Raw genomic sequence first — 13,888 nt, forward strand, 5'->3', positions numbered from 1 at the left:
AAATCATCGAAATGCGTTGGATTCGGCAAACCTTGCTTTTTTCGTACATGAAGCAAAAACAAGATTTCATATGGATAAAAGGTATAGCGAAAATCTCCGAATTCTAATGACTGCCCCAGCTCCGCAGCTAGCACAGAATGGTACTCTGACATTTTACCAATCAGTTGTGTGATCTCATCCAGGTCAGGCGTGTTCCAACGCTCTAACACTTCACTGTATATGCCAAGTTCTTCCGGAATAATATCATGATCCAGACCTTTTTCAGCCAGCTTCGATCTAACCCTCGTATGGATATTTTGATTCACACCAAAAAGCGTTTTGTCAGAACTTCGCAAATATAACTCAAGCAAATACCAAACATGTCGATTATCATCATTGGCCCTCATGATGTTTTCCCCGAGATATTTTTCAATAAAGTCAAAGAAGACAGCCTCTTCTTTTTCCCATCCATACATGTTGAAATGAATTAGAGCGACTATACTTAAATCAAAAGAATAATGAATCAACATCATGTTCGGGTAACAATCTTTATATATATGTCGGACCATACATTGGTAAAAAACAACCTTTTGTGCCTGCTTTAGCCCCATTGCATTTTTCTCACCTTTAATCAGCACGCGATATTTCCATTCCGATAACCAGTAAGAAGATATTCGAAACATCCTAACTAGTAACTTATGGTCCTGCTCTACTTCATGGTGTTCTATTACATTAAAAATTTCTCGTTGTGCCTCTTCGTATCTCATTTGAACGTCTTCGATACCATCCATAACATTTTTCACGTATCTCTTGTATGCCAATTGCAACTTTTTAGTGTTTTTCATCCGTCTCTCCTACAGATCTTCATGAATTATTTGAGTGTTTTACTCCAATCCTTCACTTTTACAACATCCACGCTAAATCCAGCATGTAACATCTATATATTGCCTAGTTTAGAAGCCCCTTCTCCAAAATCACTTTTCTTAGAAAAATCGTATGTATTTATTCTTCAAAACCCTGACTATATGTATATCGGTTTCTTAATCAACATTTGTAATAATACGGATGTAATTGATAAATTGACCACAAAAGTAACAATTGTTATTCGAGTTCTTTAGCATCCACAATTTATTATCGCAGCCAGAAGCAACAGGTATGAAAATAATTATCGTCCGACGTTTCTGTCTTTCGTTGCAATGATTTAGACAGCGTAATATGCTCAACAAAATGTGCTCCTGGTATTGAATTTTCCATTTGTAGCAGAATACGATATGCATTATCCTCTGCGAGTGCATTCATTCTTGCAGTACGCTCACTTGGCGATAAATGTTTGTACTTATCTCTTAAGAGTTCGCCAGGAGATTTATATACATTCCCCTTATCCTCACACATATACCCACTCGGGTCCACATATCGGATCGGGTTGTTGGCAACATACGCATACAGGTTCAGGCCGTCTCCACGGTACGTGTCTTCCTGTGTAAATCGCGCGATGATCGGATTGTAGAACCGGGCGCGCAGATAGTAATGTCCTGTCAACGCATCTTGCATTTCTCCCGCATAACGGAACGGATTTACGCGTTGCTCTCTTGCAGACAGCATGTTCCCAAAGGCATCATACGTATAAGCATTCAGGATCTGGCCCTGTGGTCCAGTCAGATGGGTTACATCACCGTGGATATTATTTACATAATAAGCCACATCGCCCTGATCGTCCAGTTGCGTTAGCCATTCATGACCACGGATATAGGAAGCCTGTACCCGCTCTGTTTCATCCAACTCGTTGACGACATGCCAGCCATCATGCACAAAATGACGTACGGTTCCGTCCGTGTCCAGCCTGCTTCGCAAACCTTCGGGGTCGTAGCCGTGCTGCACGATTCGTCCATCCGCTTGTTCGACTCGAATGGTACGGTTGAATCCATCATAGACGTAGCTTGTCGTCTGCTCTCCTTGATGCTCCTGAATCAGATTGCCTTGCGCATCGTAAGCGTAACGGATGTTTTTCCCGCTTGTTCGCTCATTCGCTCTACCTTGTTCCTCGTTCTCTTCCTGCAATGCTTCCTCAATCAGGCTGAGCAGACGGTTCCTTGTATCATACGTATAGCTTGTCCGTTGTCCGTTCCAGACACGGGAAATTCGGTTACCTGCTTCGTCATACGCCAGTTTCTCCGTGCCATATCCGGCATACCGGGCTTCCACCAACCGATCCAGTGCATCGTATCGATACTCGGCCTGATCCTGTGTGCCATAACAGCCGATCGTATTCCCGCTCCGGTCATAGGCATAGCGGTTGTCCAGCAGGACCGTTCCATCTGCTGCCCGGGTGTGGAGCCGCGATACCTGCCCTTCAGGCGTGTATTCATACGCCGTTTGCACGCCGTTGCCGTACAGCATGGACGCGATTCGGTTGCCCGCTGCATAGGTGTACCGGGCCATTTCGTTCTCGCCCTGCCGAATGGCAACTACCCGGCCCAACGGATCATACGCATACTCGACGCGTGTTCCGCCAGCATCTGTGCGGGCTACCGTCCGGCCTTCCACATCATACTCGTAGCGCAGCACGGGACGTGGCGTTGCATCCGTTGTCCGTTCGCCGAACCGGCTCTGATATTTGGCCGTGAGCAGACCCTCTTCGTTATAGTCGTAGTCGTAACGCACTTCGTTATTCGCGGACGAAGTCAACAGGCCATCTTCGAAGTGAAAATTTAACAAAAAAGCAGATTAATCATGGTGGAATTCCCCATGATTAATCTGTTCAATGAAATACACTCATATGAAATGGAAATTCGAATATTTGTAGAAAAAGTAATTGTACAACTTTATACGTTTACCTTTTAGAAAATCTTGAAATCAGTTTCAACATATTTATATAATCTGTTGTTCTTTTAATAGTTCGTACCACTCATCTTTACCAATAATCTCAATATAACGTTCTCCAAAAACATAATTCTCCAAAAAATCATTCCATCCTTCATATGATTTAATCTTTGAATCTTCAAATAAACAATAAATCATCCCATTTTTTTTATTTATAAATAATGGATACGGATCAATCTTTCCAATACAAATCCATTCTTCAAAACCACCAGGCATTTCAGCAACAGGAAACTGAAAATCAGTTAATTCATTTTGCCCGAAAATAATAATGCTTCCACATCTCATAGATGCATATTGTCTTAAAAAATTATAATAATCTCGTAATTGACCATCCTTGAAGTTGAAATCAGCGTCAGAAGCTATTCTCTCTTGAATTTCTCCTATCACTAGGTTAAAAGGATCTTCTTCGAGAACATTCTTCATCAAAGTTATCTTCTCTTGAATTGTTTTTCTCATATTCATTCCCCCTCAACTATTATTTTTATCCTAGAACCGCAAGGAACACTTTTCATTTGATTTGCGAGATTTGTACCCATTCTTCTATTTGTAAACCAATCCATCAACTTAAGGTTTCGTTTATTATCCAATCCATCCAATTGTAACTCCCAGCTGTGATCTGGATCCATACTCTTTGATACTTTGTCTATTAATCTTCTTGCACCTTCTTTGTCGGTACTATAATACATTCGGATAATTCTTTGTATAACATCCTTTTTATACTCTCTAGTAAGCAGTTACTAATAAAAAAAATAGCAAAAAACAGGTCAATCATGGTAGTATCCGACCATAATCAACCTGTTCAGTGTAACGGACTAGCGTTGTTTTGGTTTATGAAATTAAAGCATTTGATATGCATACAACCGAAATGGAGAAATTTTTATACGAGCGTTATATGGGTTATGCAGCTAGAATAAAAAGTGGACACCCGTTAACGGACAGAAGGATAATAAGACTAACGGAGGTGTGTCCACATGGGAGAACAACGGCAACGCTACAATGAAGAATTTAAAAAGCAAACGGTCAAGTTTATCCAAGAACAGACGAAGACACTCGGGGATTTGGCAGAAGAACTCAACATTCCGAAAAGTACGTTACACCAGTGGATGAGCAAGTATCGTGAACTGAAAAACGAGCCCGTAGCTAGCATGGATCGAGTGAAGGAGCTGGAAGCAGAGCTCCAAGAGATGCGCCGGTTGCTTCAAGAGAAAGAAGATACACTTGCAGATACGCAAGAGGAACTCGCTATTGTAAAAAAAGCAGTGCACATCTTCAGCAAGCCAAAGAGCTAAGATTTCAGTTTGTGGAAGACCATCGCTCCCAGTTTTCTTTGGAGAAGATGTGCAGAACTTTGCAAGTGTCACGGAGCGGATATTACAAATGGCGAATAGATCGAACAAGCGCGCAACAGAACCGGAGAGCCGAGGTCATGAAGCGTATTCGGTATCATTTCTACGACCACCAGATGCGGTGTGGGAGTCCTAAAATCACGTATTTGCTCCATCTGGAAGGGTATAGAATCTCTTCACGTACCGTCAGTATATACATGCGTCAAATGAATCTTCGTTCCGTGGTAAGTTCCAAATATCGTGTCCAAACCACGGATTCCAAACATGATCATCCATCGCGCCGAATACGCTGAATCAGCAATTTAAAACGTCCAAACCCAATACGGTATGGGTCACCGATATCACCTACATTCCCTGCCGAGGAGGTCGTCTATATCTCGCGAGCGTTCTGGATTTGTGTACGCGTGAAATTGTAGGCTGGCGCTTGTACAACCATATGGAAACAAGTCTGGTGCTGAATGCATTGAAGGATGCGTACCAGGCCAAACGTCCCGCTCCGGGATTGCTCCACCACTCGGATCGCGGCTCTCAGTACACCTCAAAAGAATATGTGGAGCAACTGAAATCATACGGAATGGAATCGAGTATGAGCCGCCGAGGAAACTGTTACGATAACGCGTGTATCGAGTCATGGCACAGTATTTTAAAGAAGGAACTCATATACTGTAGCCCTCGTTTTAAGACGCCGGAAGAAGCTTATACCGCAATCTACCAGAAAATCCGTATCGTAAGTGTCTACTTTCTTGACATAAGTCCATTATATCTGTTATTGGTTGAACGATGTTCGGTACTGGGTAGCCCCACCTAAAAGGAAATCCCGAAAAGCACGAAGTCAATTTGAGCAAAATCAAGCTCAATTGTAATAACCTTCTCCGGCTTGCCATAACAAACACTCAATTTTTTCAACAAGTTCCTCCTTATCTCGGGTATCAAATGAAAACAAAGGATTGCTCCAATTATGGTCTTTAATTAATTCAAGCCCATAAGACCCCGTAGGGTCACCTTCAGGATACCAACCAACATCTAGGAGAATATCATACTTTATATGTTTTACTTGAAGTAAGTCTTCAGTGAAGTTACACCATATATTCTCATCATCTTCTTTTAATAGACATGGGTCTAGTTCAATTAGCGAATTATAGCTCATCTCCCAACTAGATGGGATTCTTAACGGAAGTAGTTTGATTTTTGGCGGAACTAAATGAGATTTCAATATCTTCACCTACTTTTTCATTATCTCGGTCGAGCTTTTTTTAGATAATCATTCAATCGCTCACCTGCTATTGGGTGTCCATGATAGCCCCCCAGATGTCAACCCAGCTCTTATCCAATTTGTTTCTACTCCTAGATCATACCCTACTGGTTTGCCTCCATCATAAATAAAATAAATTGAACCCTTATCCCCTTGAACAATTAAACCTTTCTCTAGTGCTGTTTTTTCAAGAGTTCTATTATTTATGTCTGGCAAATATTGAGCATGCTTTCTTCCAGTTTCACTAAATCGTTCTGCATCATCTACAGTTTTTGCCTTTAAGTGCTTATAACCATGCTCTGAATATATGGCATTATAAATTTGTGTTCTAAATTTTTTCCGTTGATAATAACCACCGTATGCATCAGCAGAGTTACCTGTCGCTTCAGACAGCAAAGGAACCTTGAAGCAGAAACACTTCAAGGTTCCTTTAACAAAAATAATAAATATTGAACTAAAAACACAATCTCTTAATCATCATTCATCTTCTTCATTCAACCAATTAAACCAATATTTTGCCATAAGAGAAATTCTTTCGATGTCCGAATCGCAAGCCCTTGATATAAACTCTATACCTTCTTTATCTCTGATCCAGATAAGAGTTTCAAATGCTTTTTTTAAAATTTCATCAGACCATACAGGATTATTTGATTCAATAATTTGTGTAAGCTCAGGTACAGCACTCACAGAGATTGATTGAGGCATATATGCCAAGACGTCAAGGGCTCTCCAATAAGGCGTACTAGCATCTTGAATTTTTAAAATCTCCAATAAACTCTTCACATAAGTTATAGATGGTTTTTCAAGGACAGCGACAAACCATAATCGATTGTCTCTCCCCCAACTATGATTTATAATGGATTCTTTCAGATAGACTTCGATTTCTTTTTCAACATCTTCTAGTAATTTTAACTTCTTTGAAAATTCTTTAAGAACTTCTGCTACCTTTAAATGCGGATAAACATTTCTTGCAGCTTCTAATTTAGGCATGTAAATCTGAATTAGATTCGTTACTGTCGTCTCCATCATTTTTTGAATATATCCTTCCACTTGTTATTTGTAATATCTGCCACATGTATACTTTTTATACTTTCATTAAATAACTTCAGCCCCTCTGGGCTAGTACCGAGTCCTAAACTTAGCACTTCATTTCTTTCATACTTAACTTCCACTAATCCAGACCCAGGTTTAAATAACGGTAAGCTAGGAAAATCATCTTCAGCTGATATAGTGTGGAACGTGTACAGTTTTAATTCAAAAAAAACCTTGATTGAAGTTCAATCAAGGCTCAGTCTCTTTTGATAACTCGCAAGTTACAAAGTGTCGAATAGCTCTTTATATATATTAATTAAAAAACCCTTTTTGTCTAATATGTCATCACACGGAGAGGACATTTGGAATAGTTCTTCTATTACTTCTTCATCTTGATTAATACACAACTCTAAGACGCATTTCAATCGCTCACGTCCTTGATTATCATACTCAGTTTTCACTCGTTCAACAATCAATTTTCTTATGATTACTAGCTGTTCTTCCTTTAAATTAAAGTCATAATCCTCTATTTGATCATAATCTTCTTTGCTCATGTATTCCGTATGAATGTATCTTAACAAATTAAGTAAATCAATAGGTTGTGGTGAATTCCCCTTCACTTTAGTGTATTCTCCTTTTAAAAATTTATTATCTACCCCATATTGGAAATGCAGTGACCGGCTGAAGAGTGTTGTTGTTATAGAACACCTGTCCTGTTCTTGATACTCCGTAAGCTAACGAACCACGTTGATAACCTTCTCCAATATCATGATTAAAGGTAGTGGGTCTAGATGCAAGATCTAGTCTCGACGCAAGATCTAAATGACTATTATTTTCAAAGATTGTCTGAGACCGCTGTATTGTCGTCAGTTGGTCCCTGTGTGAGAAAAATCTTATTGCAGCCGCAGGGACAACCCTTCCCCTCTTTGTTTGGGTTACACCTGTAGTTGGATTTCCCCCCGATCCGCTCGATTGAATTGAGCTAGCAACATCGTTTGGGCGCTGTCCGTTCCCATTCAATAGGAAAGCACTATTTCGTTCACGAATAGATCTTCTACAACACAATTAATAATGTAGTGTTATTTTTAAAATTTTACCAATTAATACAAGAATCCTGATTGGAATAAACCATATCAGGGCAAAATTTTGATGAAGATAATCTAGTTATAGTCTTATATTTCATATAACAATTTCTCAATCGTTTCCATTTCCGGGGCTATCTTTCTTCAGATAATTTTTCGAGCGCCTCTGACTCCCACCATTTCATATTTGGACCAACTCTATGTCTTAACAGGTACTTTCTCCCCTTTTCGGAATTTATTTTTGATAGAGCTATAATAGCAAATGCTGAAATGGAACCGAGCTTATATTTTTGAAGAATTAACAGCTTTTCTTCTACTTTTTCTAGAAGCTCTTCTTCAAAATGTGAGATCCAATAAGATGCCCCCGCAGATGCATCCGTAGAGTAATCATCCATAGCGATCTTGATTAATAAATTCAATAAGTCAGGATCATCAAACCTTTCCTCGAAATACTTTTTCGCTTCTTCCACACCATGTATTGCATCAATTAATTGTTCTCTGATAAATTTTCTTGAATACATTTATCATCACCTTTACTTAATCCCAACTCCATAGCCACTACATTACCACACCTTCTTTTGTTCCCTTTTGAACGGCGTAATTTTCGAACCCACCTTGACTAGGTGGCGCAGTTAATTTGTTTAAACTAGTTGCAATCCACTTAGCAGAATCCGTTGCATGGATTGCTGGTTGAAGTTGCTTGGTTTCTCGTGCATATTCCCGAAGGCATCATACGTGTACGCGTTCAGGATCTGGCCTTGTGATCCGGTCGGGTGAGTGACATCAACGTGGAAATTATTTACATAATAAGCCACATCACCCTGATCGTCCAGTTGCGTTAGCCATTCATGACCACGGATATAGGAAGCCTGTACTCGCCTTGTTTCATCCAACTCGTTGACGACATGCCAGCCAAATCATGCACGAAATGGCGTACGGTTCCGTCTGTGTACAGCCTGCTTCGTAACCCCTTCGGGTCGTAGCCGTGCTGTGCATTGCAAGCATGAAAAATTCGTTTAGGATCTGAGCCACAAGTTATAAAAAAGGCCTATTCCCAATAGGAATAGACCTTAGACATTTAATGATTTGCTTGCTCATTGAAGTATTGGGCAGATGTCGCACTTCATATTACAATCCGTCATATAAAAATCCTAAAGCTCACTCTATTCGTTCCTAAGATCATCATATGCGTCTCCTAAAGGTTCAAAATCATCCTCATCCCAGTACCATGTAGTTCCTTGTCCTCTTGTTTTAACGAGATTGCTTCATAACTCTGTAAAGCTGTTAGAAATGATCGCAAAACTCCCTGCGACAGCATCTTTATCCCAATGACTATCGTAACATCTTCCTAATCGGTCTCTATGGAGGTCAATTGTTAAATAATCTCCATTCCGATCATCAGCTATAATGTACCAATTAGAATAAATGTCATATTCCCACAACTTTAATGATAACTGGATTTGCCAAGATAAATTCTTCTGGAGAAACAATATCAACTCCAAAATCTTCATCTTCAAATAGTTTATCTCTATATAAATATTGAACGAATGATTTTTACACAGATTCACTATTTGGGCAATCTGGCAGAGTATATATTGTCTCAAGCGGATCCTTACCTTCGAAAAATTGATCATACAGTTTTCTAACTTCAATTGAATCTAATTCTTCTCCTTGGAGATTGACTAACATATCCAACTCTTCTAACACACTCACTTCTTTTTTTGATAAAACCCTTGACTTAATAAGTCTCTCTTTCATATTTGGAAGTAACCCCCTAGGCCAACAATCCTCATAAACACCCCTATATGAATCATACAAGAAAGTGATCTGACTTATTCCTGCATACTTTCGAATGTGTGGGTGCACTAATAATAAAAATTGGGCAATAATCCCAGAACGCTGGCTTATATAATATCCTTGACGTGCTTCCTCCATCACGCAATTTTGGTCTTCAACAGAATGAGAAAGATAATTAATGTACAATCTTGATAATACGCTTATTAAGCTTTCCTTTTCTAAGTTCTCCTCCAACTTCTTTATTATCTCTTCTTCCTTAATACCCGCTTCTAAAAAACCAATCAAACACGTTGACAGTTCACTCAGATCCACAACTTCTTCAGCCACGCATAACATATACTTATCAAAGATTTCCTTTATATATTTCTCACTAAATACGTATATATCCAAGCACTCAATTAATGTTTCTATTATTAAAACCTGATGAACCCTATCTTCTACACGCATGAGAAGATCCATCATATGCTCAACAAACTCTTCTCCATAATACTCTAGTAAGATAGGATTATATTTTATATTTTCTAGTAAAGCAAAAAATGTTTGATACTCTTTTGAATCAATATTTTGTGTCATATATTTGAACAGCTCATTAGCATAGATAACTTTTTCATTCACTTATTTTTTTCCTCCTCTACTACTTGATATGTTAAATTATCCAGTGTACTTTCAACAGATAATAAGCAATAAACTAGCTTATTTTTACCAGGGTGCTTAGATGCATCTCGAGTTGGTCTAACTCTCGTTTATTATTCCTGTTTTTCAGGAAAGACAACAGGTATTCAGTTGCTAAACTTAAGAAGTATTCTATCTACTTGTTTGAAATTACACTCGCGGAAATAAGTGTAGAGTCTTGAGGTTTCTGGTTCCAAAAACTTTGCTTCTAGTCGATGCGACCACTATTGCATTGAAAAAAATGTTTTTCGCACCCTATTATAGAGAATAATTTGCTTTCAGCTTAATTTCTCATCAAAAGTTGAAAGTAGACAACCAATACCGTCACGGAATGTTCAACTTTAAACATGATGGTACCCTCTACGAAACTTTGGAGCATCCAAAATATATTATTGTGATAGAGCCCTATGGCAATTGAAACATTTGAATTGATATACAATCAAAAATGTACTCCTTTGTGATTTGCTACCACGCAAACATTCCATCTGGTAACGCCAATGCTCTATGGCGGTAACCTCGCAAGTTTTTTTGATCATTCAAACTTTACCTACCAGCCTGATATACTCAACTTTCTTTCAAGCTAATTCATCCATGTGATCATCATTCTTGATTTTGAAGTTAGGAATTCAGATGGCGCCAAACCGAAAGTCATAACTACTGCACAAATCTCTCAGATTAACAAACCTATATAGCAAATTGAAGTTTCCTTTGGGTGGATCAAATAATGGTTAAAAAGCTCTAACCTTTTCGATACTAATGAAAATGTTGTACTGGCTGTTAGGTAGAAAAAAGAGAATCTCTCGTCATGCAATTTTTTCGTTTTTTTGGATTGCAATTATAAAATAAATGACATTTCTAATGCCACTGAATAACGTTCCAATCAATACCATCGGAAGCTTGCTTATAAATGATTCGCATTACACCATTATTTCCATGCTCGTCTCTTATATAGACCGAATTCCATCCCTCAAAATTTTGCCCATTATTTCGATTTTCAAGAATATGGTCATTTAGAGAATTCAAACGATCTCTAGCTCCAATGTCACCTAAAGATCGCGCTGTAATATCATCCAGAATTGGATGAGCTAGATTTCTTTCATACTTAGTTAGATGACGACTTTTAGGTTTACCAGATACCCCGCCTCTTACCTGTATTTTTTGATTTAGAGAATCCCTTGGATTTGGTATATTTGCATGTGTAATTTTTAATAGTTGCTCAGGTGGTATTGAGTCTTTTACACTATCCCCTACAGACTCATTTGATGCATGTTTGTTTCCCTTATTCAAACAAGAATCAGAACTGCCTCCGCTTCCTGCTTTCGCATACCCACTCGGGTCCACATATCGGATCGGGTTGTTGGCGACATACGCATACAGGTTCAGACCGTCTCCACGGTACGTGTCTTCCTGTGTAAATCGCGCGATGATCGGATTGTAGAAGCGAGCGCGCAGATAGTAATGTCCTGTCAACGCATCTTGCATTTCTCCCGCATAACGGAACGGATTGACGCGTTGCTCTCGTGCAGACAGCATGTTCCCGAAAGCATCATACGTGTACGCATTCAGGATCTGGCCTTGTGATCCGGTCAGGTGAGTGACATCACTGTGGATATTATTTACATAATAAGCCACATTACCCTGATCGTCCAGTTGCGAGAGCCATTCATGACCACGGATATAGGAAGCCTGTATCCGCTCTGTTTCATCCAACTCGTTGACGACATGCCAGCCATCATGCACAAAATGGCGTACGGTTCCGTCTGTGTCCAGCCTGCTTCGCAAACCCTCCGGGTCGTAGCCATGCTGCACGATTCGTCCATCCGCTTGTTCGACTCGAATGGTACGGTTGAATGCATCATAGACGTAGCTTGTCGTCTGCTCTCCTTGATGTTCCTGAATCAGATTGCCTTGCGCATCGTAAGCGTAACGGATGTTTTTCCCGCTTGTTCGCCCATTCGCTCTACCTTGTTCCTCGTTCTCTTCCTGCAATGCTTCCTCAATCAGGCTGAGCAGACGGTTCCTTGTATCATACGTATAGCTTGTCCGTTGTCCGTTCCAGACACGGGAAATTCGGTTACCTGCTTCGTCATACGCCAGTTTCTCCGTGCCATATCCGGCATACCGGGCTTCCACCAACCGATCCAGTGCATCGTATCGATACTCGGCCTGATCCTGTGTGCCATAACAGCCGATCGTATTCCCGCTCCGGTCATAGGCATAGCGGTTGTCCAGCAGGACCGTTCCATCTGCTGCCCGGGTGTGGAGCCGCGATACCTGCCCTTCAGGCGTGTATTCATACGCCGTTTGCACGCCGTTGCCGTACAGCATGGACGCGATTCGGTTGCCCGCTGCATAGGTGTACCGGGCCATTTCGTTCTCGCCCTGCCGAATGGCAACCACCCGGCCCAACGGATCATACGCATACTCGACGCGTGTTCCGCCAGCATCCGTGCGGGCTACCGTCCGGCCTTCCACATCATACTCGTAGCGCAGCACGGGACGTGGCGCTGCATCCCGGCTCTGATATTTGGCCGTGAGCAGACCCTCTTCGTTATAGTCATAGTCGTAACGCACTTCGTTATTCGCGGACGAGATTAACAGGCCGTCTTCGAAGTGAAAAATTCAACAAAAAAACAGATTAATCATGGTGGAATTCCCCATATTCAATCTGTTCAATATAAAGCTCAGCACGAATCATCTCTAATATTTTGGATTAATTAATCCATATATCTCCATGTTTAAAAAATGGCAACCCATGGTAGTCATCTTATCACAATTAACCTGTTCATTTTTATGGAAATTGTAGTAAATATCTGTTTTAGTAAATGACTTTATTCATTATGATTCTTCCATACCCACCCACTTCAATCGAAAAGACCTCTACTCCTAATCTATTCGTGATTATAAATTTATTTTCTTCCCACTTGGATTTTTTAAAGTAATCTCTGCGATCTAAATAATTCGGTTTGCTGGTCAACCACTCCACTCTGGTCTGACCTGAGATTCCATTTTCTATTTCCACGCACCATACTTCACCAGATACTTTATTCAGGCATCTAAACACATCTGCTTTATATTTTCCTACCTTCGACTTTTTGGATAAGGTTTTCATTTTTTTCTTTAGTGAGAATTCCATTTCCCTTACTTGTTTAATGGTATCTTTTATCACGGTTCTTTTTTGTTCATCTTCACCAATTATGTTGGTTATATCAACTAATACCTCTTCAATAATACCCAAAATGAAACTTTCTGCATCTTCTGGGTTTAAGGTCTCCAAAGTCTTTATCTGCGCTTCTTCAAGATAATATGCCGAGGCATTAAACGCTTTATAATTGTTGTATTTCTTGGCGTTTTCTCTTCTATCCCTTGTAGCTAAAATAGTCAACTGTCTGTTCCCATCCAATTCAATATCAGGAAATAACTCCATAAATAATTCGGTTACATGATGAGACTTCCATCTTATAGGAAATAATTGATTTTCCTTTTCATATTTAGAATCTCCCTGTAAGATAATCGTTTTTAATTTCACAATAAAACCTCCTACAACAGATTGAATATCCCGCAATGTATTTCAGTTTTATTAATCCCTTACTTAGTAGGATTTTTATTTTCGAACAATTCCTGTATAAAGTCTACATACAGAGCTCGGTTTCCATGTCATGTATGACGCACTCACTAGGAAATAATTCCTTATAGTATGTAGGATAACCTCTAGATGTCATATTCCGCTTGCAAGGTACAAGCACTCTGAAACAAGCCATTCTATGTCAACAAGAAAACAAAGATCCACAAAACGAGTCAAGTATTTTGATTCTTTTGTACGAACTAACAGAGAAACCTTAATACAG

General features: G+C 39.7%; 14 protein-coding genes. 3 read left to right on the forward strand and 11 right to left on the reverse strand.

Annotated features, from left to right (window positions below; genetic code table 11):
• From RSX24_RS29725 to RSX24_RS29735, 3 genes are all read right to left on the reverse strand, one after another.
• On the reverse strand, positions 1-824 hold an 824-nt coding region (locus tag RSX24_RS29725), incomplete at its 3' end, for a hypothetical protein (protein WP_343262649.1).
• 286 nt (positions 825-1,110) lie between these two features.
• Positions 1,111-2,694, reverse strand: a complete 1,584-nt coding sequence (locus RSX24_RS29730) for an RHS repeat domain-containing protein (RefSeq protein ID WP_343262650.1) — start codon at positions 2,692-2,694, stop codon at positions 1,111-1,113.
• Between the two features lie 153 nt (positions 2,695-2,847).
• Positions 2,848-3,315, reverse strand: a complete 468-nt coding sequence (locus tag RSX24_RS29735; RefSeq protein WP_343262651.1) for a hypothetical protein — start codon at positions 3,313-3,315, stop codon at positions 2,848-2,850.
• Positions 3,316-3,830: 515 nt separating this feature from the next.
• On the opposite strand from RSX24_RS29735, the gene RSX24_RS29740 reads away from it, so the two are divergent.
• The 3 genes from RSX24_RS29740 to RSX24_RS32390 all read left to right on the forward strand — a co-directional run bounded on the left by RSX24_RS29740 (position 3,831) and on the right by RSX24_RS32390 (position 5,013).
• Positions 3,831-4,148: a transposase gene (locus RSX24_RS29740; protein WP_343262652.1), complete on the forward strand. Its 318-nt coding sequence runs from the start codon at positions 3,831-3,833 to the stop codon at positions 4,146-4,148.
• A 137-nt stretch (positions 4,149-4,285) separates the two neighbouring features.
• On the forward strand, positions 4,286-4,498 hold the full coding sequence (locus tag RSX24_RS32385; protein ID WP_438286906.1) for an IS3 family transposase: 213 nt from the start codon (positions 4,286-4,288) through the stop codon (positions 4,496-4,498).
• On the forward strand, positions 4,480-5,013 hold the full coding sequence (locus RSX24_RS32390; RefSeq protein ID WP_438286907.1) for an IS3 family transposase: 534 nt from the start codon (positions 4,480-4,482) through the stop codon (positions 5,011-5,013). The genes RSX24_RS32385 and RSX24_RS32390 overlap by 19 nt, the downstream gene beginning before the upstream one ends.
• A gap of 45 nt (positions 5,014-5,058) precedes the next feature.
• On the opposite strand, the gene RSX24_RS29745 is transcribed toward RSX24_RS32390, so the two are convergent.
• From RSX24_RS29745 to RSX24_RS29780, 8 genes are all read right to left on the reverse strand, one after another.
• Entirely contained in the window at positions 5,059-5,418 is a 360-nt protein-coding gene (locus RSX24_RS29745) for a hypothetical protein (protein WP_343262653.1), read from the reverse strand.
• Positions 5,419-5,478: 60 nt separating this feature from the next.
• A complete protein-coding gene (locus RSX24_RS29750; protein WP_343262654.1) occupies positions 5,479-5,853 on the reverse strand; it encodes a hypothetical protein in 375 nt (124 codons plus the stop codon).
• 81 nt (positions 5,854-5,934) lie between these two features.
• The gene (locus RSX24_RS29755; RefSeq protein ID WP_343262655.1) at positions 5,935-6,486 is read right to left on the reverse strand and encodes a hypothetical protein; all 552 of its coding nucleotides are present in this window, start codon (positions 6,484-6,486) and stop codon (positions 5,935-5,937) included.
• A gap of 284 nt (positions 6,487-6,770) precedes the next feature.
• Positions 6,771-7,109, reverse strand: a complete 339-nt coding sequence (locus RSX24_RS29760; protein ID WP_343262656.1) for a hypothetical protein — start codon at positions 7,107-7,109, stop codon at positions 6,771-6,773.
• A 596-nt stretch (positions 7,110-7,705) separates the two neighbouring features.
• Positions 7,706-8,092: a hypothetical protein gene (locus RSX24_RS29765; RefSeq protein ID WP_343262657.1), complete on the reverse strand. Its 387-nt coding sequence runs from the start codon at positions 8,090-8,092 to the stop codon at positions 7,706-7,708.
• Between the two features lie 1,033 nt (positions 8,093-9,125).
• Positions 9,126-9,983, reverse strand: coding sequence for a hypothetical protein (locus RSX24_RS29770; protein ID WP_343262658.1), 858 nt, complete (start codon positions 9,981-9,983; stop codon positions 9,126-9,128).
• A 912-nt stretch (positions 9,984-10,895) separates the two neighbouring features.
• On the reverse strand, positions 10,896-12,614 hold the full coding sequence (locus RSX24_RS29775) for an RHS repeat domain-containing protein (RefSeq protein WP_343262659.1): 1,719 nt from the start codon (positions 12,612-12,614) through the stop codon (positions 10,896-10,898).
• A 244-nt stretch (positions 12,615-12,858) separates the two neighbouring features.
• On the reverse strand, positions 12,859-13,569 hold the full coding sequence (locus tag RSX24_RS29780; protein WP_343262660.1) for a hypothetical protein: 711 nt from the start codon (positions 13,567-13,569) through the stop codon (positions 12,859-12,861).
• Between the last annotated feature and the right edge of the window lie 319 nt (positions 13,570-13,888).

Origin of the sequence: Paenibacillus hubeiensis, from assembly GCF_032334105.1 — a bacterium.
Classification (GTDB): Bacteria; Bacillota; Bacilli; order Paenibacillales; family Paenibacillaceae; genus Paenibacillus; species Paenibacillus hubeiensis.